The following is a 22,486-nucleotide window of genomic DNA, read 5'->3' on the forward strand; positions in this document are numbered from 1 at the left end:
CGTGTGAAGTGCGACGTCTCTAGCGCCGGTCGGGCGGCACGACGAGGCGTGCCGCGAGGGTGTGGGATTGAGTGTCGGGCGAGAGCCATCCCGCGATGGCCGGCACCCAGTTCGGGTGCCGGCTGCAGGGTCATGCGGCTTGTGGTCCTGCCCGATTGTGGGCCGGGATGGGTTTCTTGTAGGGATCCACCGTCGATGGTGGGGTGAACCACGGGTGTCGGTCGACGCCTATCTTCACTTCCCAGTGGGAGTGGTGCAGCAGCGTGTGGTGGTAGCGGCACAAGAGCACGAGGTTGTCGAGGTCTGTCGGTCCGCCGTCGGCCCAATGTGTGACGTGGTGGCCTTCGCAGTGGGCGGGTACTGCTCCGCACCCGGGGAACGCGCAGCCGTGATCGCGGGCGATCAACGCTCTCCGCTGCTTCTTCGACACGGTCCTGCTGGTGCGGCCCAAATCGATCGGGACCCCATCGTCCATGACGATCGGCGTGAGGTGACAATCGCAGGCGAGCCGGCGGGCGGTCGCGATCGACAGCGGTCCCATGTGTGGCATGCGCGCGATGTCTTTGTCGCCGAACAGGTCCGGATTGCCGGACAGATCACCGTCTGAGCCCGTCCACTCGTGATCCGCGTCGCTGCGGGCGAGATCGCTGGCGTTCACGTGCAGGGATAGGTGGGGTCGCTCGCCGCCCTCGATGGGGGCGTCCCCGGAGTCGAGATATCGGCGCAGAATCTCTGCGAACGCGTCCGCGCGCTGCCGCGCCGGAGGGCGGGAACCGGCGGGGTCATCCATCGGGTTCCGTGGCTTGGTCAACGACGACAGGGCCGTCAGCAGCATCTCGCCCGTCACTGCGTCGAGATCACCCTTCACCGCAACCCGCCCGTTCAACGTCTTCGAGGCGTGGAACTCGTTGCGCTCGGTGTCCTCGCTCGGTGGCAGTTCGTCGGATTCGAAGATCCGCTCGAGCTTGCTGATGCAGGTCTGGACGGTCGTGGTGGTTGCGGTGGGTCCGGTGGCACTGTCGAGCAGCACCTTCCGGCACGCATCGAGTGCCTCGTTCGGCATCCCGCGGGGTGGGGTCTCGCAGAACTTCCCGATCAACGCAGCGTGCTCGGCCGAGATGTTGCCCGCGTTGTAGGCGTCGGCGATCTCGGGTTGCCGGCTCAGCATCCGCCCCAAGGCGAGGATTCGTCCCGCGGTCGATACTTCCATCAGGGTGTTCGCCGCCAGCCACATCTTCACACTCCGAAAACCGAGGGTGTCGAACGAGACTGCCCGCTCATCGATTTGGGCAACGGCAGCGGCACGAAGGGCTTCGAGTTGTTCCATTGCGTGGCAGATGTCGAGCGCGGTCTGCAGCAGCGAGATTTCGGGCAGCGTGCCCATGTCTTCGGGCCGCAGTGTGGTGACTGCGATGCTCGAATTGTTGAGTCCCCCCGGATTCATGACTCGAGTTTAGTTCGAACTGATGTTCGAGTCAATGGTGGGATTGTTCGGCGCTGGATGCGCAGAGTGCGCCGACCACTGGGATGAGCCAGGCTGCAATCGCCCAGGTCCACGGCCGTCGTTGAACCAGGGTGAGGGTTGGGGCGACGATCGTCACTACGGCCGGAAGAGCAAGCAGGACGACGGCGCCCGCCGCTGCGACCACCGTCGCTGCGATGTCGATCCATGCAACCCGGCCGAGCGAGGATCGCTCGGGGGCGGGACTCGCCTTGTAAGCCACCTGCGGACAGTACGGCGAAAGGAAGCTCAGTCAGCAGTAGTGCGGCGGCTCCGTGTCGGGGTCGTCGACCACGACGTCGATACGCGGGTTCGCCACGAGCCGATCGATCGCGCCGGCGTCGGCTCCGATCGACGCGAAATTCGGGTCGACGTCGCAGGTCACGCACCACGCGTGATCCGCCGGCCACACGAATGCGGGGGTCGGCGCCGCGATGTCGTGGAGCAGCGCCGTGACCTGCGAATCCCAGGCCGCGACGTCCGCGAGTGATCCGTGGAACAGGAAGTAGCACCGGTTAGGGATCTGAACCTTCGGCATCGGATCGCAGCTGCGGAAGCTGGGCCACCCCTCCCAGATGCAGAAGTAGCAGTTGTCCGGGGTGCTCGTGTGGCGGGCCAGCTCGGCCAGGGCCACGCTGATTTGTTCGTTGTCGGACAGCGCATTTGGGGTGACCCGGACCTCGGCTTCGCGCTGCCTCGGAAAGCCCGGGTCCGGGATCAGCCGCAGGCGTGCGTACTTCTCGAAACCGCGCGGACCGCGTACGGTCAGCCGTCTCCAGTCTTCGTCGGACTGCTCGAGCCAACGCGCAGCCGTCAGATCGGCACACCGTGTGATGCTCATCCGAGCATTATGACGGCGCCAACCGGGACGCGGGTAGCGCTCAGGGGATTCGGAATCCGCGGAACGTCACTTCCCGACGTGGCCGGAACCCGAGGCGCGTGTAGACGCTGATCGCCTGCGTGTTGGTGCCGGCGACGTGTAGGAACGCCCGCTCGCCGCGGGCCGCGATCCGGTCGGTGAGTGCCTGGACCAGGCGGGCGGCAAGGCCGTGACCACGGGCCTCCGGCGCGGTGCAGACGGCACTGATCTCGGTCCACCCCGGGGGCCGAAGTCGCTCGCCCGCCATCGCGACCAGCGCGCCGTGCTGCCGGATCCCGAGGTAGGTGCCGAATTCCGGGGTGCGGGGCCAGAACGGACCCGGACGCGTTTCGGACACGAGCTCGAGCATCTCCGGCAGGTCCGCGTCCCCGAGTTCGACGAGCACGAAGCCCGCGGGAAGGGCGTCCGTCTTCGTGGCCGGGCGCGCGTCCGTGGCCGGCGGCGCGATCATCTGCAGTCCGTCGAGTGTGAAGACCGGCTCCCAGTGCGCGGGTGGCAGTTCCGGGCAGCTGAACAGATCGGCGAAGCCGCCGGTCCCGAGCAGTCGGGCGAGGTCGTCCCAGTCCTCGGGTGCCGGGTCGGCGGGCACCGAGCAGAACGTCGACACCCCGTCGGCGTAGGTGCCCGCTCCGCCGACGGTGCGGGACAGATGGGCGTGCGCGCCGGTCAGGGAGTAGTGGACCGGGTGGTCGAGTGCGAGGTCGTCGATCACCGCCCAGTCATCCTCGAGGAGCGCGCCGGAGTCGGGATGACCGGCCGGGAGGGATTCCGAACGAGGATCTGACGCCATGCGTCCCAGCCTCGCATTCGAGGAGGTGGTCGACGAAATCCGTCGGGTTCGCTCCGGCGGTCCAGGACCCGATCGCCGACTGTCGAGTTTGTGCGTGCGGCACAACTCGCGCCCGCCGAGCTGTGCCAAATGCCCAAGCGGGAGCCCTCGCATGCGTGTGATCATGGTCACGCGGATCGCCGAACGGTCTGCATCGGTCCCGAGAGAAGGTGTTCAGCGTGACAGTTTCCGGTGTCCCCGAAGGTTTCGATTTCACCGATCCCGACGTCTACGAGCAGCGGTTGCCGATCGCCGAATTCGCGGCACTGCGCAAGTCGGCCCCGGTCCACTGGGTGGAGCAGCCGCCCACCAAGGGCGGGTACGCGGACGAGGGCTACTGGGCGGTGACCCGGCACGAGGACGTCAAGGAGGTCTCGCGCAACAGCGAGGTCTTCTCGACTTGGGAGAACACCGCGATCGCGCGCTTCTCGGACGACATGCCCCGCGAGACCGTCGAGCTGATGCGGCACCTGCTGATCAACAAGGACGCCCCCGAGCACACCAAGCTCCGTAAGGTCATCGCCCGGGGCTTCACGCCGCGCGCCGTGCAGAGTCTGCGTCCGGCTCTGAAAGAGCGCGCGGAGAAGATCGTGCAGGACGCCGTGGCCGCCGGATCCGGCGACTTCGTCGAGCAGGTGGCCTGTGAGCTGCCGCTGCAGGCCATCGCCGAGCTGATCGGTGTGCCGCAGGAGGATCGGCACAAGATCTTCGACTGGTCGAACCAGATGATGGGCTACGACGATCCCGAGTTCGCCGAGGAATCGGCCACCGCGTCCGCCGAGATCCTCGCGTACTCGTACGCGATGGCCGAGGAGCGTCGGAAGTGCCCCGCGCAGGACATCGTCACCACGCTCGTGGAGGCGGACGTCGACGGCGACGGGCTCGCGTCCGAGGAGTTCGGCTTCTTCGTGCTGCTGCTCGCGGTCGCCGGCAACGAGACCACCCGCAACGCGATCACGCACGGCGTCATGGCGTTCATGGACAACCCCGACCAGTGGGAGCTGTACAAGCGGGAGCGTCCGACGACCGCGGTCGACGAGATCATCCGCTGGGCCACACCGGTCGTCGGATTCCAGCGAACCGCTCTGGTGGACACCGAACTCGGCGGTCAGACGATCCGCAAGGGCGACCGCGTGGTGATGTTCTACTCGTCGGCGAACTTCGACGAGGACGTGTTCGAGGATCCCAAGCGATTCGACATCACCCGCGCCGAGAACGACCACCTCGCCTTCGGCGGCACCGGTGCGCACTTCTGCATCGGCGCGAACCTCGCCCGGATGGAGATCGAGTTGATGTTCAACGCGATCGCCGACCACATGCCCGACATCACCAAGCTCGGCGACCCGCGCCGGCTACGGTCGGGCTGGATCAACGGGATCAAGGAACTGCAGGTGGATTACGCCGGCAAGTGCCCGGTGGCGCACTGACCGGACTGCTGCGACGCCCCGACGCCGACGTGCGCGAGTGAAAGGCTCACCCACGCCGGCGTCGGCGTATCGCTGACGTCTACGAAACGCGAGAGGTGTTGTCGGGACGCCGAGCCGAACCGATGTGGAACACGCCTGCACTCACCCTCGAACTGGCACTCGGCCGTTGGGCGCCGGCCTCACCGCGTTCGACGGGTTCGTCCTCGGCGCGTCTATCGGACTCGGCTTTCAGATCCTCGAAGACATCCAGTACGCGCTGACCTCGAGCGCCGCCCGGTTCGGCGCAAACCCGGTGGGCAACGCGATGCTCACCATCGTCATGCGGATAACGGTGGTCGTCGCCGCGCACATCCTCTACAGTGCGGTCTTCTGTGCGGCCGGGTCTACTTCCTCGGTGGACCCACCGAACCACGCCGACGCGGCCGAGGCCTCGCACTGACGGCGACCGACATGCTCCTCTCCTCTACGGGATCTGGGACACCATCGGCGTAATCGCCGGCGGAAAACCGCGCTGATGTTCCTGCTCTGGATCGGTGTCCTCGCCCCTGAGGCCGCCAACGGAACAGTCACCGCGGAAGAGGTCACACGCTCGCCGGCAACCGCACCACCCTGTTGGAAAGTATGTTCGAGATGTTCTTGACGCATGACAACCGAACAACGAGCGACGGGGCCGACACACCGACTGCAGGTGAGCCGCATGGGGCCGAACCCGAACTCTTGTGCTGCGTACGCCATGCGCTGGAACAGCGCCGGCAGCCAGATGGGGCCGGTCACCCCGATACGATTGCCGGCGATGAACTGGCCGTATCTCGGTCACACAACCGCTGACCGGAGGAAGCAACAACGTGCTGCATCTGCGCGTCATCTCGCCGAGTGACCGGTCCTCAGAAGTGCTACGCATACTGGCTGCAGAACCCGGCGCCACCCACGTCAGGCTCGCAGTCGGTGCCGCCATCGATCCGCCTGGCGACGTGATCGAGGCGGATGTGGCGCGTGCCTGCGCCAATGATGTGCTCGCGGCGTTGACCGCTCTGGATCTGGTGCGCACGGGCGGAATTTCGTTCGAGCCGACGGGAACCGTGCTTTCTCTCGCCGGAGAACGGGCGGACGCCGCGTCGCCTAGACGACCGGACCAAACGGTGGTGTGGGCCCAGTTGCTCGACCAGGTACGCGAAGGGGCCCGACTGACACCCACGTTCCTGGTGTTTCTGTCGATCGCCTTCCTCCTGTCGGCGGTAGGTGTGGCGACGGCCTCTCCACTCACCCTGGTCGGCGCGATGGTGGTCGGGCCCGAATTCCGGCCGCTGGCAGCGCTTTCGGTGGGTCTGGTCCGGCGAGATGTCGGGCTCATACGGAGTTCGGCGCGAACCCTGGCTATTTCGTTTCCGGTCGCGATGGTGGTCACGGCGCTGGCCACACTGCTGTGGATTCGTCTCGGGTGGATCGGGACCGGTGACGTCGAGAACGCTCGTGTTTTCGACTTCATCTACGAGGTGGGGCCGTTCTCGCTGGTGGTAGCGCTCCTGGCGGGGGCGGCAGGCATGCTGGCACTGGTCACCTACGCCTCCACGGTCCTAGTGGGCGTGTTCATCTCGGTCACGACGGTGCCGGCTGCCGGATTGGCGGTCGTCGCGGTGTTCGCGGGGAAGTGGAATGTCGTGCTGAGCTCGCTCGGGCAACTCGGCGTCAATCTGATCGGCATTGTGGCCGCCGGGGTGGCCGTCCTGCTGGTGTTGCAACGTGTCGACCGCACGAGCAGGTCCGGTATAGGGCGTAGCTCGTCAGGTCGGCCAGCGCCACGCGAAAGCTGAATTCGGCCACCGGCCAGTGGGCCTGTTCGGGTTCTAGGTCACGTTCGCTACGTCGACGCTCAGGCGCCGACCTCGATGTCGGTTGCAGCGGTCCACCGTCGGCGGCATGAAGCAATACAGGCTCGACCGGCGGCGCCGTCTCGCCTTACACGCCGGCGCCACCGCGGGCGGATCCTGAACTCGCCTGTCCGCGACACCCATCGACAAGTCGCAGGCACCTCTACTGCGCGATGGGGACCACCCGCAGAGGGTGATGCGGGCTGGCACCGTGTTTGCCAGAGTCGCAGGTGCTGAGCAGCGACACGTGGATGGAGCGGGGATGGTTACACAGCAGGACATGGCCGTATCGACAGTCGAGGGTGCGTCACGGATGCACCCGGACTATGCCGCGAGCCTCGCTCGGTTCGCCTACATTTGGGCCTATCCGATGGTGAACATGGTCAACCGGCGCGACCGGTTGAGTGCCGCACCCGTACCCGGTCGGCTCGGTGGTGTGCTCCCTGCCGCCCCGACCGGGCAGATCGCGATGCTCAACGACTACATCGATCCCGGCCAGACGTTTATCGCGTGCCCGAACCAGGACGTGGTCTACGGACTGGGTTACTTCTCCCTGGACGAGCAGCCCGTTGTCGTCCAGGTCCCGGACTTCGGTGGCCGGTTCTTCGTTTACGCGTTCTACGACGCCCGCACGGACCAATTCGGCCACGTCGGCTCGATGTACGCCAGCGCGCCGGGGCACTACCTGCTGGCCGGGCCCGGCTGGCACGGTGAGGTTCCGCAGGGAATCGTCGATGTGCTGCGCAGTCCCACAACCCTTGGCAACGCCATCCCGCGGGTCTTCATGGACGACACCGACGACGACCGCGCCGCTATCCAGCCACTGCTCAACCAGATCATGGTCTACCCGCTCACCGAGTTCACCGGAGAAATGAAGACCGCCAACTGGTCCGACGTCCCCACGTTCCCCGCCGAATCCAGCAGCACCGGCGAGGAAACCAAATGGGTACGCCCTGAAACCTTCTTCGACCAGCTCCCCGAGATCCTGGCCACAGTGCCACCACAGCCCGGCGAACAGTCCCTCTACTCGCAGTTCTCCGAGCTTCTCGACGCCGCGGCGAGGTTCCCCGAGATACGTCAGGCCATCGAGACGGCTGTTGCCGACACTGACATCGGACTGATCAAGGACCTCATGCGCTGGGGATACAACGGCGCGCCCGACGAGAACGGATGGAACCGCTCGATTCACAACTCCGAGTGGGGCGTCGACTACTACAACCGCGCCGCGACATCACGCTCGAACATGTTCGAGAACCGGCCACCGGAAACCCAGTACTTCTACACCGACCACGACAGCGACGGCTACGAACTGCGCGGCGACAGCACCTACGAGATTGTCTTCCCCGCTGGTCAGCTCCCACCGGTCGATGGGTTCTGGTCGCTGACCCTCTACAACGAGCATCACTTCTTTTTCCCCAACGACCTGCACCGGTACTCCCTGGGCACCAAGAACAAGACGCTGACCTATGGCACTGACGGGTCGCTCACCCTTTACGCCGGTGCGATCAGCCCCGGTCGTGGGCGAGACACCAACTGGCTTCCGGCCCCGGGCGGGCGGTTCTCCCTCTACTTGCGTGCCTACGGCGGTCAGGACGCAGTTCGGGACGGCACCTGGAAACCGCCCCGGATCACGCTGGCGCAGAACTGATCCGACATCGACACCGACTGAACAGACATCCGGCCAGGCTCCATCTGCGCTTCCACATCTTACGTATCAGCCGACGGTATCTGCTCAACTTCGCCGATCGCATAGGCTGTGTCACAGCTCCGGGCACGGATCCGTCTCAGCGTTGGCGCGCACAGGCCTGCGAGAACTGTCGGCGGCGGAACCTGTCGCCGACAGCATGACCACCACGGAGCCGGCGAGCGAAGAGGTTGCCGAGGCCACGGCTGACCTCGTGCACCTTTGGCACACGCGCGCGCAGATCAACCCCGACCGCTACCACGATGCGGTGCCGCCGACGCGAATTGCTCGGGGGTGGCATCGCCTGGGATCGGTCGGCGAGATCAGGACGGCGGGCTGCCGGAGATGGTGCAGCGCTTCGAAATCGAGCTCGATACCACTCGTCCCGTCCAGGCGTGGAAGGCTCAGGTCGCGGAGAATCTCGAGCGAAAGTCCGCTGCCGGAGCGGCGATTCGGTAACGCGGTCGAGTGCTCGGTCCGTCGGGGGTGTTCGAAGCTCCGGCGGGCCGAGTCACCACCAGCCCGTGAGCGGGCCGAGACGGTCGCCCAGCACCGGGGTAAGGGTCTTCACGTACGACGCGGTGAGGTGGTTCGAGTCCCGGTAGATCTGCACGTTGCCCTCGATCACCCGGCAGCGATCCTCCCGGCACACCGCATCGGAGAGGTCGAAGGGGAGGACCGTCGGGAACGGTTCCGCGGCGGCCTGCGCGGGGTCGATCGGGTCGAGCACCTGCGCGCGGTCGATGCCGCACGTGTCGGCGTCGCCGCCGCGTCGGGCCAGGCAGTCCGAGGCGCGGTAGGCGACCCCGTCCGATTCCAGCCACGGAGTGTCGCGAACCACGATCGTCGGCAGACCCAGATCCGTCAGGGCCTGCCAGAACGCGATGTAGGTGTCGGGGGTGTAGTCGCCGGCGGTGCCCGGTCGGGGCCGAGTGGAGGTGCTGAACACGATGTCGGGGCGGGCGGCGGCCATCGCGTCGACAGCATCGAACGTCCACTCCTCGCATTCGCCGACCGGGGAGTCCGGCCCCGGCGGCAGGACCGCCGGGCACCCCACCTTCACGTACGTTTCCACTCGGAAACGGTGTTCGTGGCCGAGCGCGTCGAGCGCGGGCAGCCAGTGTTCGGCATGTGAACCGCCGATCAGCGCGATGCTGCGGTCCGCTTCGGCGTCGCCGTAGGTGCACGTGAGCGCGTCGGTCTGGCCGGGCTGGGACATGCACCCGTCGAGCGTCGTCGCGGGCAGGTCCGATTGCGCCACGAAGCGCGACGGCTGCTCCCGCGCGTAGTCGACGTCGAAGCCGGACAGGAGCGCGGCGGCTCCGGGATAGGTCGTCGAGTCGAGAGTGGTCTGCTGCGCCCACTGCTCGGTTCGCCGGTCGATGAACCCGGTCCACGTCACCGAGGCCGCCGCGAGCGCGACCGTGGTCAAGGTGACCACCGTGATCAGCGCGGCGCGCACGGCGCGCGGACTCGACGGCCGCCGGATGGGCGTCTCGATCAATCGCGTGGTGAGTTCCGCGAGGAGCAGGGAAACGGCGATGACGGCGACCCCGCCGGCCCACCCGACCGCCGGTTGGTCGCGCCACACGAGGTACGCGATGAGGATCGGCCAGTGCCACAGGTACAGCGCGTACGCGATCGAGCCGAGCCGAACCATCGGGCGCCAGGCGAGCAGCCGAGTGGGGGAGCGGTCGCCCTCGTCGTCCTGTGATCCGGCGACGATGATCGCGAGCGCGGCACCGACGGGAACCAGCGCCCACGGTCCCGGGAACAGGTTCCGCCCGTCGAGCAGCATGCCGCACCCGACCACGATCGCGAGGCCGGCGACCGCGAGGAGCACGCGCCACGCCCGTCGCACCCGCAGGCTCGGTGCGACACAGGCCACGAGGCCGCCGACGAGCAGTTCCCACATGCGGGCGCCGGTGTCGTAGTAGAGCCATGTCTGCGGCAGGTCGCTGGTCGTCGCGTACGCCAGGGACACGAGCGAGAGGACGCCGAGTAGCAGCGCGAGCGGTCCCCGGACCGGAACGCCGCGGGTGCGGAGCAGCCACGCGAGCCCGAACACGAGGACCAGCGCCGCCAGATAGAACTGGCCCTGCACGGAGATCGACCACAGATGCTGAAGTGGGCTGACCGACGGGTCGGCGGCGAGATAGTCGCTCGCGGTGTCGGCCAGGTGCCAGTTCTGCAGGAACGTCAACGACGCCGTGATCTGCCGTGAGGTGTCGAACCACTGGGTGGCCGGATGCATCACGACGGTGAACACCGCCACCGCCGCCAGCACGAGAGCGAGCGGTGGCACCAGGCGTCTCACGATGCGCCGGACCACGGGGACCGGATCGAGTCGGCCACCGGACTCGGCGGCCCGCAGCAGCGACCCGACGAAGAAGAACCCGGACAGCGTCAGGAAGATGTCGACGCCGCCGGACACCCGCCCGAACCAGACGTGGTAGACGACGACGAGGCCGATCGCGAGACCGCGCAGTCCGTCGAGATCGTGGCGGTACGCGGGACGGCCGCGAGTTGCCGAGCCCGACGGCCGGCCGATGGTTCGGTCGGTGGAGCGGACGGACAACGCGAATCTCTCCGGGCAGGCAATAGGGGAGTTGACCGCGGCGGATTCCGCCGGCGGGGACCAGTCCAACGTACCTGCCGACCCGCCCGTGATGCTTGACACCTACAGTCGAGCGCCGTGAACTCCCTGCACCTGACGGCCGAACGGATCGTCGAAATCGACACGACCCACCTGTGGCACCCGTACGGTGCCTTTCCCGCGTCGACGGCGTCGCTCGTCGTCGAGTCCGCGCAGGGCGCGCGGCTCACCCTGGCGGACGGGACCGAACTGGTCGACGGGATGAGTTCGTGGTGGTCCGCCGTGCACGGATACCGCAATCCGGTGCTGGACCAGGCCGTTGTCGACCAGCTCGGCCGGATGAGTCACGTGATGTTCGGCGGTCTCACGCACGCGCCCGCCGCACGGCTCGCCGAGCTTCTGGTCGAGATCACCCCGGACGGCCTCGACAAGGTGTTCCTCGCCGACTCCGGTTCGGTGTCGGTGGAGGTCGCGGTGAAGATGTGCCTGCAGTACTGGCGCAGCCGTGGACGTTCCGAGAAGCACCGGCTGCTCACGTGGCGTGGCGGATATCACGGCGATACGTTCGCGCCGATGAGCGTCTGCGACCCGGACGGCGGCATGCACGCGATGTGGACCGACGTGCTCGCCCGGCAACTGTTCGCGCCGGCGCCGCCGCGCGAGTTCGATCCGGAGTACGTCGCCGAGTTCGAGCGACTGGTCGTCGAGCATCGCGACGAACTCGCCGCGATCATCGTCGAACCCGTCGTCCAGGGCGCCGGCGGCATGCGTTTCCACCACCCCGACTACCTGCGGGAGCTGCGCCGAATGTGCGACGAGCACGAACTGCTGCTGGTGTTCGACGAGATCGCCACGGGCTTCGGGCGCACCGGTGAACTGTTCGCGGCGGACCACGCCGGGCTCGCGCCGGACGTGATGTGTGTCGGCAAGGCGCTCACCGGCGGGTATCTCACACTGGCCGCGACGCTGTGCACGACAGAGGTGGCCGAGGTCATCAGCGCCGGTGAGGGCGGCGCCATCATGCACGGACCCACATTCATGGGGAACCCGATGGCGTGCGCGGTGGCGGTAGCCGCGGTGGAGTTGTTGCTCTCGCGCGACTGGCGCGCCGAGATCGCGGCACTGAACGCGGGACTCGAGCGCGGCCTGGCCCCGGCATGGGACGTGCCGGGTGTCGTGGACGTACGGATCCTCGGCGGCATCGGCGTGATCGAACTCGCCGACCCGGTCGACATGCCGACGGTCACCGCCGCCGCCGTCGAGGCGGGTGTCTGGCTGCGGCCGTTCCGGAACCTGATCTACGCGATGCCGCCGTATGTGTGCAGCGCGAACGAGATCGACCGCATCGCCGCCGGAATGGTTGCGGCGGCGCGCAGTCAGTCCCGGAGTCCCGCCGAAATGTGATCTGCGTCGCTACAGTCCCGGTGTGGACAGCGACGGTGTGCCCCGGGCCCGCCCCGTGACCGGTCTGCTCGTGCTCGTCGGACTGCTCGCGGGGCTGACTGCGGCGCTCGTGTGGCACTTCGCGACGCCGCAGCCGGCTGCATGGTGGCCCGGCCTGCCGCTCCTGGCGATCCTCGGGATGTTCGTCGGCTGGTTCGTCGGGGCGTGCGCGAACGCCGAGGGGTGGCGGATCCTGCGTGTGCCGGCAGCCCCGCGACGCCCGTTGGTCGCCCTCGTGTGTGGCACCGCGCTGGTCGCGGGCCTGTGCTTCGCGTGGGCGTGGACCCTGGCGCCGCCCGTTCCGGACGGCTCTGCTGCGGAATCGTCGCCCGTTCCGATCAGCACTGCGGCGGCCGAGGGGGATGCGGTCGAGTTCGCGGGTCTCGGGACTCCGTTCTGTGGTGAGGTCGGGGTGATGTGCGTGTACGCCGATGCTGATGTCGTCGAGTTGGAGTCGGTCGAGGTTGAGGCCGATTCGGTCGGTCTCGGGGTGGGATCGCCCTGGCTCACGTTCCCGATCCTGTCCGGGGTGACGGCGTCGGCTGCCGCCGCCGGAGCGCTCGCCGGCGGAGTCCGGGTGGTGCGGTGGGGGGCGCGCGCCGCTGAGTAGCGTCGATACAAGCCCACTTGAACGCCGTTCAAGTGGGCTTGTATCGTGCTGCGGGTGGGAACCGATGGCAGTGCTCTGAGTTGGCTCGACGACGTCGAACGCGCCCGGCGCGCGGCGGGTCTGCGCCGTGAACTGCGGGCGCGCGGCGACCAGGATCGGGTGATCGACCTCGCCTCCAACGACTACCTGGGCCTCGTCCGGCATCCCGAGGTGATCGACGGCGCCGTCGACGCCGTCCGGCGCTGGGGTGGGGGAGCGACCGGATCCCGCCTGGTCACCGGCACGACGTCCGACCACGAACTCCTCGAGCGCGAGCTCGCGGGCTTCGTCGGCGCCGAGTCGGGTCTGGTGTTCGCGAGCGGCTACGCCGCCAACCTCGGTGCGGTGACGGCACTTTCGGGCAAGGGCGCGCTGATCGTCTCGGACGCCGGCTGTCACGCCTCGCTCGTCGACGCGTGCCGCCTGTCGCGGTCCCGCGTCGTCGTCGCGCCGCACGCCGACGTCGAATTCCTGCGCCGCGCGCTCGCCGAGCGCGCCGAGGAGCGCGCCCTCGTGCTCACCGACTCGGTGTTCAGCGCCGACGGCGACCTCGCCCCGCTCGCCGAGATGCACCGGGTGTGCCGGGAACACGGTGCGGTCCTGCTCGTCGACGAGGCACACGGCATCGGGGTGCGTGGTCGCGGTGGCCGCGGACTGGTCCACGAGGCGGGCCTGGCCGGGGAGCCGGACGTCGTCGTCACGGCGACGCTCTCGAAGTCCCTCGCGAGCCAGGGTGGCGCGGTGCTGGCCGCCGAGCAGGTGCGCGCACATCTCGTCGATGCGGCCCGCACCTTCATCTTCGACACCGGCCTGGCGCCCGCAGCGGTCGGCGCCGCCCGCGCCGCGCTGTCGGTGCTGATCCGGGAACCGCAGCGGGCGGCCGCCGTCCTGGATCGCGCCCGCGACCTCGCCCGCATCACCGGTGCCGCCGACCCCGAATCGGCGGTGGTGTCGGTGGTGCTCGGCGATCCGGCGGTGGCGTTCTCCGCCGCGGCAGCGTGCCGTGACCTCGGGTTGCACGTGGGCTGTTTCCGTCCGCCGTCCGTCCCGGAGGGCACGTCGCGTCTGCGTCTGACGGCGCGGGCGACGATCGATGCCGGCGAGATGGCAGTCATCGAATCCGTTCTGACCGAGGTGCTTTCGGATCGTCGCGTGGGAGTCCCGGCATGAGCATTCTCGTGGTGTCCGGAACGTCCACCGACGTCGGTAAGACCGTCGTCACCGCCGCGCTCGCGGCTGCGTTGCGTGCCGCGGGGCAGTCGGTTGCGGTGTGCAAGCCTGCTCAGACCGGCGTCGCGATCGACGAACCCGGTGATCTCGCCGAGGTGACCCGGCTCAGTGGCGTGACTGCCACCGTCGAACTGGCCCGGTATCCCGAACCGCTGGCTCCCGACACCGCCGCGCGCCGCGCGGCCATGCCGATGCTGACCCGGCCCCAAGTCGTCGCCGCGGTGCGCAATCTGAACTCGGCGCACGACGTGACCCTGCTGGAAGGCGCCGGTGGGCTGCTGGTCCGACTCGGTGCCGACGGATTCACGGTGCGTGACGTCGCGGCCGAGCTCGGTGCCCCCGTCGTCGTGGTGGCCGCCGCCGGCCTCGGCACCCTCAATCACTGTGCGCTCACGGCGGAGGCGCTCGCCTCGGCGGGCGTGAAGTGCAGTGGCTTCGTCGTCGGATCCTGGCCCGAGCAGCCGGATCTCGCGGCGCGCTGCAACCTCGACGATCTGCCGGCGGTCACCGGTTCGGCGTTGGTCGGCCGCGTGCCCGAGGGTGTCGCGGGCCCGGATGCGGCCGGATTCGCCGCAGCCGCAGCCGCCTGGTTCGACCCCGACTGGCTCGCGTCGCTTCAGCTCAGACGATGACGCGGCAGTAGAGACGCTCTCCGCGGGACACGGCGGTGGTAGCCAGTTCGGCCAGTGCCACGACGAACGGGACGGATTCCTCGGAGGGCTCGGCGGCCTCGTCGAAGATCCATTCGCCGGCCGCGGCGATCAGTGCGCTCGGATCGGCGCCGGCCAGCGCATCGCGTAGTTCGTCGGCGACGGACAGGACGAAGGAGCCGCCGAACTCGCTGTCCGCCACCATCGATCCGCGGCGCGGACCGGCCTTGATGTCGGCGTAGCTGCGACCGGTGAGCACCGCTTCCAGTCGCCCGAGCGAGACGGTCGGGTCGATGCCCTTCGCCTGGAGAACCGGTGTGCCGCTCGTGGCGGTCCGCACGCGTGGGCGGGCGGCCTCGTCCGGGGAGGTGCGGTACAGCTCCTCGGCCGCCGTGAGGTCGTCCGGATCGAGATCGATCAGGCCGTGCAGAGCGGTTGCCGCGGCATCGTCCGAGGGCGCGGAGAAGTAGTCGGTGATCGCGGACATGACGGCATCGTTGCACAGTCGGCGGGCTTGGTGGGGGGAGACAATCTTCCGTGGAACTTCGGATGCGACGGAACAGATGGATTTCCGGAGTTGTGGATCGCGTGAGCAGAAACCCGGTGGACAACAGCCGGCCCGTGGCGTTCCCATGGACGGCGCCGAGGACGATCGTCTCGAGGCGGCCCTCGACGCGGCTGTCGCGCGGGGCCTCGGCAGGTAGTTCCTACCGCCGAAGGACGAAGGTTCCGTGCGGGTCGTCCGGGAACGGCTCGACGTCGACGACCAGCGACGTCTCGATCGCCTCCGGCTCGGGCTCGGGCGCCGAGTCCCATGTCCGGCCGGTCAGGTACAGCGAGCTGACGTTCTGGAAAGCCCGCCCCGCAGTGTCCGCCACGAATTCACCTCCACCCGATTCCTGTTCGACCCCACGCTACGCCAGGACGACCCCGGGTCCGGTGCCATTCGGCGCCGGACCCGGGGTCGTCGTAGAAGGGAGCGTCAGCCGACCGCTGCTGCCGATTCCTCTTCCGGAGCGCTGGTGCGGATCAGGTGGTCGAACGCGGACAGCGCGGCCGTCGCGCCGGCACCGGCGGCGATCACGATCTGCTTGAACGGCACCGTCGTGCAGTCGCCCGCGGCGAACACGCCGGGGACCGACGTCTGACCGCGATCATCGATGACGATCTCGCCGCGCGGCGAGAGGTCGACACTGCCCGCCAGCCACTCGGTGTTGGGCAGCAAGCCGATCTGGACGAAGATGCCCTCGAGATCGACGGTGTGCGACTCGTCGGTGGTGCGGTCGGTGTAGGTGAGGCCGGTGACCTTGCTGCCGTCGCCGCGAACCTCGGTGGTGAGGGTGCTCAGCAGGATGGTCACGTTCGGCAAGCTGCGCAGCTTGCGCTGCAGCACCTCGTCGGCGCGCAGCACCGAGTCGAACTCGATGAGCGTGACGTGCGCGACGATGCCGGCGAGGTCGATCGCCGCCTCGACACCGGAGTTGCCGCCACCGATGACCGCGACGCGCTTGCCCTTGAACAGCGGGCCGTCGCAGTGCGGGCAGTAGGTGACACCCTTGTTCCGGTACTCGGTCTCGCCGGGCACGTTCATCGAACGCCAGCGCGCACCCGTCGACAGGATCACCGTGCGGGCGAGAAGCGAAGCGCCGCTCTCCAGTTCGACCTCGACGAGGCCGTTCTCGGTGGCCGCCGGCACGAGCTTGGCGGCCCGCTGGGTGTTCATGAGGTCGACGTCGTACTGGCGCACGTGGTTCTCGAGCGCCGCGCCGAACTTCGGTCCCTCGGTGTAGGGAACGGAGATGTAGTTCTCGATCGCCATCGTGTCGAGCACCTGGCCGCCGAAGCGCTCGGCGGCGATCCCGGTGCGAATTCCCTTGCGGGCGGCGTAGATCGCGGCCGCGGCGCCGGCCGGGCCGCCACCGACGACGAGCACGTCGAACGGATCCTTCTCCGCTATCGCGGCGGCAGCACGGTCCGCGGCGCCGTCGTCGAGCTTGTTGACGATCTCGGCGAGGCTCATCCGGCCGGAGCCGAACAGTTCACCGTTGAGGTACACCGTCGGCACCGCCATGATCTGACGGCCGTCGACCTCGTCCTGGTACAGCGCACCGTCGATCGCGACGTGGCTGACACCCGGGTTGAGCACGGCCATCAGGTTGAGGGCCTGCACGACGTCGGGGCAGTTCTGGCACGACAGCGAGAAGTAGGTCTCGAAGTGGAACTCGCCCTCGAGCCCCTGGACCTGCTCGAGCAGCTCGGGCGCTTCCTTCGACGGGTAACCGCCGACCTGGAGCAGTGCGAGTGCGAGCGAGGTGAATTCGTGACCGAGGGGGATGCCTGCGAAGCGGACCTCGATGTCGGTGCCGGTGCGGCGGATGGCGAACGACGGACGTCGCGCGTCGTCGTCGCGGCGCTCGTAGGTGATCTTGTCCGACATCGCGGCGATCTCGGTGAGCAGTTCGGCGAGTTCGGCCGACTTGGCGCCGTCGTCGAGGGAGGACACGAGCTCGATCGGCAGGGTCAACCGCTCGAGGAGGGACTTCAGTTGGCCGGCGAGGGGGGCGTCGAGCATGCGGATCTACTCCATCCGTGGGGAAGGCTGTGATCGGGAATCGGACCTTGGTTCTCCTGCGGTCCGGGCAGGTGTGGGGCGGTGCAGGTCGACGGAAGTGGGGGTGGGGCGCGGGCCCGGAGTGTCCGGGCCCGCGCCGCCCGAAGCGACTTACGTCAGCCGATTCGACTTACGTCAGATCTTGCCGACGAGGTCCAGCGACGGAGCGAGGGTCTCTTCGCCTTCTTCCCACTTGGCCGGGCAGACCTCGCCCGGGTGCGAGCGGACGTACTGAGCGGCCTTGACCTTGCGCAGCAGCTCGGCAGCGTTGCGGCCGATGCCCTCCGCGGTGATCTCCATGAACTGGATGACACCGTCGGGATCGACGAGGAAGGTGCCGCGGTCGGCCAGGCCCTGGTTCTCGCGAAGCACCTCGAAGTTGGTGCTGATCTCGAGGGTCGGGTCGCCGATCATCGCGTACTGGATCTTGCCGATGGTCTCGGAGGAGTCGTGCCACGCCTTGTGCGTGAAGTGGGTGTCGGTGGACACCGAGAAGACCTCGACGCCGAGGCGCTGCAGCTCCTCGTAGTGATCGGCGAGATCACCGAGCTCCGTCGGGCAGACGAAGGTGAAGTCGGCCGGGTAGAAGAAGAAGATCGCCCACTTGCCCTTGATGTCCTCGTCGGACACGTCGACGAATGCGCCGTTCTTGTAGGCGGTCGCGGAGAAGGGCTTGATCTGCTTGTTGATCAGGGCCATTTGAACCTCTGTTCGGTCGAAGGTGGATACCAGACATCTCAGAGGTTAGCCAAGAATCATAAATAGTTCCAATCTATGAGGTCTATTTCATAGATACCCTTTACCTATCAATGCTGGGCGGGAGGTTTCGGGCAAATCCGGCGCGCTGACGTCGATCCTCGTCGCCCGGTGTGCGGGCGACGAGAGTCGACGGTCCCGCCTCGTCAGAGCACCTTGGCGATCACCGATTCCGCGTAACCCTCCAGGTTTGCGATCTTCTGCTCGAGCGGCTCGGTGTCGGGCGCGGCGTCGTAGGAGTTGCGGAAGCCGACGATCACGTCGGTGACGCCCTTGTCCTCGAGGCGCTTGATCCCGTCTACCGTGTAGGCCTCGGCCGAGGCGACGTGGATCTCGAACGGCGCGTCCGCCTTGCCCTCCGCGGCGCGGATCTTCTGCAGCCGATCCAGCATCCGGTCGAGTTCCTCGGGGTCGCCGCCGGCGTGCGTCCAGCCGTCGCCGCGTACAACCGCCCGGCGCAGCGCCGCGTCGCTGTGGCCGCCGATCAGGATCGGGATCGGCTGCGTCGGAACCGGATTGATCTTGATCGACGGGACGTCGAAGATCTCGCCGTGGTACTCGAAGTATCCGCCGTTCGTCAGTCCCCGCACGATGTCGATCGCCTCGTCGGTTCGCCGGCCGCGCCGTTCCCACGGCACGTCCATGACCTGGAAGTCGTCGGGCCACGGGCTGACGCCCACGCCCAGCCGCAGTCGGTTGCCGGTCAGATAGGCGACGGAGGCGGCCTGCTTGGCGACGAGTACCGGTGGGCGGACGGGGAGCTTGAGCACGAAGGTCGTGAACCGCAGTGTGCTCGTCGCCGCACCCAGGGCCATCGCAAGGATCATCGCCTCGATGAACGGCTTGTTCTCGAGGAACTCGCGGCTCCCGTCCGGCGTGTACGGGTAGACGGAGTCGGACTCCTCCGGGTAGCAGATGCTGTCCGCGATGGTCATGGAGTCGAAGCCGACGCGTTCGGCTGCCTGCGCGAGCGGAACGTAGAAGTCGGGGTCGGTCATGGACTCGGCATAGGTGAATCGCACGGACGGGCTCCTTCGGTCGTGTGGCGGGCGAGGTCCGTCCCGCCCGCACCATCTTGAAGTGGGCTGCGTCACATGTCAGTGCATCTCCCGCTGCGCGGGAAGTTGCTCGCGGGCAGGCTCGGCCGATCTCGATCGATCGACGGCGTCGGCGCGACACCTGACGTACTGTGAGTGGCATCACACCGTGTAGGCAGATCGGGCGCGACCGGCAGCCCTGCCGCCGTCCGATCCGACCGACGTTTGTGCGGAGGTACGGATGACCACCACCGAAGTGATGGATTTGCAGCGCACGATCGGGCATCTGCGTCAGTGCATCGGATCGCTGCGCGAGGTGTACGGCGACGCGTCCGCCGTGCGCCGGCTGGCCAACGACGTCGACCGGCTCGACATCGACGCCCACGACCTGAGCGACTCGCCGCCGCGTCCGACGGCCGGCGCCACCGCCGAGCGGGTACAGGTGCCGGACACCCCTTACGACCGCTCGCTGTGGCAGGGCGCGGACGACGAGGGACTCGGCGGCAACCCGCACGAGAACGCGTGAGGGCCCCGCGGGTGACCGAGATCGGCGCGCCGCCGCCGGCTCGGGCGGATATCCGTGCGCGCACCCTGCGCACCGACCGATGGTGGCTCGCGCCGCTGCTCACCACGCTCGGGCTGGCGGTGTTCGTCGTGTACGCCACCGTCCGGTCGTTCGTACGCACCGCGTACTGGGTCGACGACTACCACTACCTGACGCCGTTCTACTCGCCGTGCATCAGCGAGTCGTGCGTGCCCGGAGCCAGCCACTTCGGCACGTGGGTGGGCGAGCTGCCGATGTGGATCCCGCTCGGATTCCTCGTCCTGCCATTCCTGCTGGGCTTCCGGCTCACCTGCTACTACTACCGCAAGGCCTACTACCGGTCGATCTGGCTGGCGCCGCCGGCGTGCGCGGTGGCGGAACCGCATTCCAGCTACTCGGGTGAGACGCGGTTCCCGCTGATTGTGCAGAACGTCCACCGCTACTTCTTCTATGTCGCGCTGGTGGTTTCACTCGTCAACACGTACGACGCGGTGCGCGCCTACGAGGGGCCGAACGGCAGTTTCGGGCTCGGGTTGGGCAGCCTGATCATCACGGCCAACGTGGTCCTGCTCTGGGCGTACACGCTCTCGTGCCACTCGTGCCGCCATGTCACCGGCGGCCGGCTCAAACACTTCTCGGCTCACCCGGTCCGCTACCGGCTCTGGACGTGGGTGAGCAAGCTCAACACCCGGCACATGCAGTTGGCGTGGACCACGCTCGGGACGCTGATCCTCACGGACTTCTACATCATGCTGGTCGCGAGCGGCACGATCTCCGACCTGCGACTGATCAACTGAGTTCCACCGATTCCGGCGTCACCGACGGATGCACCGAGAGGGGGAGTGCGCATGGCCGAGGTCGAGCGGCACAGATACGACGTGGTGGTAATCGGCGCCGGCGGTGCCGGACTGCGTGCGGTCATCGAGGCCCGGGAACGGGGGCTCTCGGTCGCGGTCGTGTGCAAGTCGTTGTTCGGCAAGGCCCACACCGTCATGGCCGAGGGCGGCTGCGCGGCCGCGATGGGCAACGTCAACTCGAAGGACAGCTGGCAGGTCCACTTCGGCGACACGATGCGCGGTGGCAAGTTCCTCAACAACTGGCGCATGGCCGAGCTGCACGCACGCGAGGCGCCCGACCGGGTGTGGGAGCTCGAGACGTACGGCGCGCTGTTCGACCGCACCGAGGACGGCCGGATCAGCCAGCGCAACTTCGGCGGTCACACGTATCCCAGGCTCGCGCACGTCGGCGACCGCACCGGCCTCGAGTTGATCCGCACGATGCAGCAGAAGATTGTCTCGCTCCAGCAGGAGGACTTCGCCGAGACCGGCGACTACGAGGCCCGGGTGAAGGTGTTCGCCGAATGCACCGTCACCGAACTGCTCAAGGACGGCGACCGGATCGCCGGCGCCTTCGGCTACTGGCGCGAGTCGGGACGGTTCGTGCTGTTCGAGGCGCCCGCGGTGGTGATGGCGACGGGCGGCATCGGCAAGTCGTTCAAGGTCACCTCCAACTCGTGGGAGTACACCGGTGACGGGCACGCGCTCGCGCTGCGGGCCGGCGCGAACCTGATCAACATGGAGTTCGTGCAGTTCCATCCGACGGGGATGGTGTGGCCGCCGAGCGTGAAGGGCATCCTCGTCACCGAGGGCGTCCGCGGAGACGGTGGCGTGCTCAAGAACTCCGACGGCGAGCGCTTCATGTTCTCGTACATTCCGGCGGTGTTCAAAGGCCAGTACGCGGAGACCGCGGAGGAGGCCGACAAGTGGTACGAGGACCCCGACAACAACCGCCGCACCCCGGACCTGTTGCCGCGTGACGAGGTGGCCCGCGCCATCAACTCCGAGGTCAAGGCCGGTCGTTCCACCCCGCACGGCGGCGTCTACCTCGACATCGCGTCGCGCATGCCCGCCGAGGAGATCGTCCGGCGGCTGCCCTCGATGCACCACCAGTTCAAGGAACTCGCCGACGTCGACATCACGAAGGAACAGATGGAGGTCGGCCCCACCTGCCACTACGTGATGGGCGGCATCGAGGTCGATCCGGACACCGGGTCGTCCACGGTGGCAGGGCTTTTCGCGGCGGGTGAGTGTTCGGGTGGGATGCACGGGTCGAATCGCCTGGGCGGCAATTCGCTGTCGGATCTGCTGGTGTTCGGTCGCCGGGCCGGGCTCGGCGCGGCCGACTACGTCCAGTCTCTCGAGGCGCGTCCGACAGTGGCCGAGGCCGACGTCGCGACCGCCGCGCGGGCCGCGCTGGTCCCGTTCGATCCACCGGCTGCGGGCACGGGGGAGAACCCCTACACGCTGCACACCCAACTGCAGCAGACGATGAACGACCTGGTGGGAATCATCCGCACCGAGTCGGAGATCGAACAGGCCATCGCGACGCTCGACGACGTCAAGTCCCGGCTTCCGGGGGTGACCGTCGAGGGGCATCGACAGTTCAATCCCGGATGGCATCTGGCGCTGGACCTGCGGAACATGGTCCTGGTCAGCGAGTGTGTCGCCCGCGCGGCGCTGATGCGGACCGAGAGCCGCGGCGGGCACACCCGCGACGACTTCCCGTCGATGGATCCGCAGTGGCGGTCGACGTTGCTGGTGTGCAGCACGGTGGCCGGGGACCCGGCCGCGGAGGACGGCACGTCCGTGCCCGACGTGATCGTCACCCGCGAGCGGCAGGTGCCGATGCGTCCGGACCTGTTGGCGCTGTTCGAGATCGACGAGCTCGGCAAGTACTACACCGACGCCGAACTCGATGCTCATCCTGGGAGGGCGACCTGAC

21 protein-coding genes are annotated in these 22,486 nt (G+C 67.9%); 11 read left to right on the plus strand and 10 right to left on the minus strand.

Features of this window, described 5'->3' with window-relative positions; translation table 11 throughout:
- Positions 1 to 130: 130 nt before the first annotated feature.
- From LCL87_RS14070 to LCL87_RS14085, 4 genes are read right to left on the minus strand one after another with little or no spacing between them, the layout of a single operon-like run.
- A complete protein-coding gene (locus tag LCL87_RS14070) occupies positions 131 to 1,444 on the minus strand; it encodes an HNH endonuclease signature motif containing protein (RefSeq protein ID WP_225020589.1) in 1,314 nt (437 codons plus the stop codon).
- A 31-nt stretch (positions 1,445 to 1,475) separates the two neighbouring features.
- On the minus strand, positions 1,476 to 1,724 hold the full coding sequence (locus LCL87_RS14075) for a hypothetical protein (protein WP_225020591.1): 249 nt from the start codon (positions 1,722 to 1,724) through the stop codon (positions 1,476 to 1,478).
- 30 nt (positions 1,725 to 1,754) lie between these two features.
- Complete coding sequence (locus LCL87_RS14080; protein ID WP_225020593.1) at positions 1,755 to 2,342, minus strand: hypothetical protein; 588 nt, start codon at positions 2,340 to 2,342, stop codon at positions 1,755 to 1,757.
- A gap of 40 nt (positions 2,343 to 2,382) precedes the next feature.
- Positions 2,383 to 3,171 (minus strand): GNAT family N-acetyltransferase, encoded by a 789-nt coding sequence (locus tag LCL87_RS14085; protein WP_225020595.1) that lies wholly within the window; start codon positions 3,169 to 3,171, stop codon positions 2,383 to 2,385.
- A gap of 218 nt (positions 3,172 to 3,389) precedes the next feature.
- Here LCL87_RS14085 and LCL87_RS14090 point away from each other — a divergent pair, with 218 nt between their 5' ends.
- The 4 genes from LCL87_RS14090 (at position 3,390) to LCL87_RS14105 (ending at position 8,153) form a co-directional block, all read left to right on the plus strand.
- Complete coding sequence (locus tag LCL87_RS14090; protein WP_225020597.1) at positions 3,390 to 4,637, plus strand: cytochrome P450; 1,248 nt, start codon at positions 3,390 to 3,392, stop codon at positions 4,635 to 4,637.
- Positions 4,638 to 4,803: 166 nt separating this feature from the next.
- Positions 4,804 to 5,076 (plus strand): PrsW family glutamic-type intramembrane protease, encoded by a 273-nt coding sequence (locus LCL87_RS14095; protein ID WP_225020599.1) that lies wholly within the window; start codon positions 4,804 to 4,806, stop codon positions 5,074 to 5,076.
- Positions 5,077 to 5,482: 406 nt separating this feature from the next.
- Positions 5,483 to 6,448: a DUF389 domain-containing protein gene (locus tag LCL87_RS14100; RefSeq protein ID WP_225020601.1), complete on the plus strand. Its 966-nt coding sequence runs from the start codon at positions 5,483 to 5,485 to the stop codon at positions 6,446 to 6,448.
- A 337-nt stretch (positions 6,449 to 6,785) separates the two neighbouring features.
- Positions 6,786 to 8,153 (plus strand): DUF1254 domain-containing protein, encoded by a 1,368-nt coding sequence (locus LCL87_RS14105; protein WP_225020603.1) that lies wholly within the window; start codon positions 6,786 to 6,788, stop codon positions 8,151 to 8,153.
- Positions 8,154 to 8,700: 547 nt separating this feature from the next.
- Here the strand turns inward: LCL87_RS14105 and LCL87_RS14110 are convergent.
- Complete coding sequence (locus LCL87_RS14110; protein ID WP_225020868.1) at positions 8,701 to 10,767, minus strand: acyltransferase family protein; 2,067 nt, start codon at positions 10,765 to 10,767, stop codon at positions 8,701 to 8,703.
- 117 nt (positions 10,768 to 10,884) lie between these two features.
- Between LCL87_RS14110 and LCL87_RS14115 the strand changes: the two genes are divergently transcribed.
- Genes LCL87_RS14115 through bioD form a run of 4 tightly spaced genes read left to right on the plus strand, consistent with a single transcriptional unit; the run spans position 10,885 to position 14,739 of the window.
- Positions 10,885 to 12,189 (plus strand): adenosylmethionine--8-amino-7-oxononanoate transaminase, encoded by a 1,305-nt coding sequence (locus LCL87_RS14115; RefSeq protein WP_225020606.1) that lies wholly within the window; start codon positions 10,885 to 10,887, stop codon positions 12,187 to 12,189.
- Between the two features lie 22 nt (positions 12,190 to 12,211).
- Positions 12,212 to 12,838, plus strand: coding sequence for a hypothetical protein (locus tag LCL87_RS14120; RefSeq protein WP_225020607.1), 627 nt, complete (start codon positions 12,212 to 12,214; stop codon positions 12,836 to 12,838).
- 42 nt (positions 12,839 to 12,880) lie between these two features.
- A complete protein-coding gene (locus tag LCL87_RS14125; RefSeq protein WP_510850775.1) occupies positions 12,881 to 14,047 on the plus strand; it encodes an 8-amino-7-oxononanoate synthase in 1,167 nt (388 codons plus the stop codon).
- Positions 14,044 to 14,739 (plus strand): dethiobiotin synthase, encoded by a 696-nt coding sequence (bioD, locus tag LCL87_RS14130; protein ID WP_225020611.1) that lies wholly within the window; start codon positions 14,044 to 14,046, stop codon positions 14,737 to 14,739. The genes LCL87_RS14125 and bioD overlap by 4 nt, the downstream gene beginning before the upstream one ends.
- Here bioD and LCL87_RS14135 read toward each other — a convergent pair.
- The 5 genes from LCL87_RS14135 to LCL87_RS14155 form a co-directional block, all read right to left on the minus strand.
- On the minus strand, positions 14,729 to 15,244 hold the full coding sequence (locus LCL87_RS14135; RefSeq protein WP_225020613.1) for a hypothetical protein: 516 nt from the start codon (positions 15,242 to 15,244) through the stop codon (positions 14,729 to 14,731). The genes bioD and LCL87_RS14135 overlap by 11 nt on opposite strands.
- Before the next feature lie 220 nt (positions 15,245 to 15,464).
- Complete coding sequence (locus LCL87_RS14140) at positions 15,465 to 15,635, minus strand: hypothetical protein (RefSeq protein WP_225020615.1); 171 nt, start codon at positions 15,633 to 15,635, stop codon at positions 15,465 to 15,467.
- A 104-nt stretch (positions 15,636 to 15,739) separates the two neighbouring features.
- On the minus strand, positions 15,740 to 17,329 hold the full coding sequence (gene ahpF, locus LCL87_RS14145) for an alkyl hydroperoxide reductase subunit F (protein WP_225020617.1): 1,590 nt from the start codon (positions 17,327 to 17,329) through the stop codon (positions 15,740 to 15,742).
- A 174-nt stretch (positions 17,330 to 17,503) separates the two neighbouring features.
- Entirely contained in the window at positions 17,504 to 18,067 is a 564-nt protein-coding gene (gene ahpC, locus LCL87_RS14150) for an alkyl hydroperoxide reductase subunit C (RefSeq protein ID WP_064059176.1), read from the minus strand.
- A gap of 203 nt (positions 18,068 to 18,270) precedes the next feature.
- Positions 18,271 to 19,146 carry a TIGR03619 family F420-dependent LLM class oxidoreductase gene (locus LCL87_RS14155; protein WP_225020619.1) on the minus strand — a complete coding sequence of 292 codons (876 nt, stop codon included), beginning with the start codon at positions 19,144 to 19,146 and terminating at the stop codon, positions 18,271 to 18,273.
- Between the two features lie 256 nt (positions 19,147 to 19,402).
- Between LCL87_RS14155 and LCL87_RS14160 the strand changes: the two genes are divergently transcribed.
- Genes LCL87_RS14160 through LCL87_RS14170 form a run of 3 tightly spaced genes read left to right on the plus strand, consistent with a single transcriptional unit; the run spans position 19,403 to position 22,485 of the window.
- Positions 19,403 to 19,687: an Rv0250c family protein gene (locus LCL87_RS14160; protein WP_225020621.1), complete on the plus strand. Its 285-nt coding sequence runs from the start codon at positions 19,403 to 19,405 to the stop codon at positions 19,685 to 19,687.
- Positions 19,684 to 20,502 (plus strand): succinate dehydrogenase subunit SdhC, encoded by an 819-nt coding sequence (sdhC, locus tag LCL87_RS14165; protein ID WP_510850766.1) that lies wholly within the window; start codon positions 19,684 to 19,686, stop codon positions 20,500 to 20,502. Before LCL87_RS14160 ends, sdhC begins: the two co-directional genes overlap by 4 nt.
- Before the next feature lie 51 nt (positions 20,503 to 20,553).
- On the plus strand, positions 20,554 to 22,485 hold the full coding sequence (locus LCL87_RS14170) for a fumarate reductase/succinate dehydrogenase flavoprotein subunit (protein WP_225020623.1): 1,932 nt from the start codon (positions 20,554 to 20,556) through the stop codon (positions 22,483 to 22,485).
- The last annotated feature ends 1 nt before the right edge of the window (position 22,486 follow it).

The organism is Prescottella equi, assembly GCF_020171745.1.
Taxonomy (GTDB): domain Bacteria; phylum Actinomycetota; class Actinomycetes; order Mycobacteriales; family Mycobacteriaceae; genus Prescottella; species Prescottella equi_A.

Coding starts and splice junctions, on each gene's coding strand:
- LCL87_RS14170 (WP_225020623.1), top strand. CDS start 20,554: ATGGCCGAGGTCGAGCGGCACAGATACGACGTGGTGGTAATCGGCGCC.
- LCL87_RS14070 (WP_225020589.1), bottom strand. CDS start 1,444: ATGAATCCGGGGGGACTCAACAATTCGAGCATCGCAGTCACCACACTG.
- LCL87_RS14105 (WP_225020603.1), top strand. CDS start 6,786: ATGGCCGTATCGACAGTCGAGGGTGCGTCACGGATGCACCCGGACTAT.
- LCL87_RS14160 (WP_225020621.1), top strand. CDS start 19,403: ATGACCACCACCGAAGTGATGGATTTGCAGCGCACGATCGGGCATCTG.
- ahpC (WP_064059176.1), bottom strand. CDS start 18,067: ATGGCCCTGATCAACAAGCAGATCAAGCCCTTCTCCGCGACCGCCTAC.
- LCL87_RS14080 (WP_225020593.1), bottom strand. CDS start 2,342: ATGAGCATCACACGGTGTGCCGATCTGACGGCTGCGCGTTGGCTCGAG.
- LCL87_RS14135 (WP_225020613.1), bottom strand. CDS start 15,244: ATGTCCGCGATCACCGACTACTTCTCCGCGCCCTCGGACGATGCCGCG.
- bioD (WP_225020611.1), top strand. CDS start 14,044: ATGAGCATTCTCGTGGTGTCCGGAACGTCCACCGACGTCGGTAAGACC.
- ahpF (WP_225020617.1), bottom strand. CDS start 17,329: ATGCTCGACGCCCCCCTCGCCGGCCAACTGAAGTCCCTCCTCGAGCGG.
- LCL87_RS14085 (WP_225020595.1), bottom strand. CDS start 3,171: ATGGCGTCAGATCCTCGTTCGGAATCCCTCCCGGCCGGTCATCCCGAC.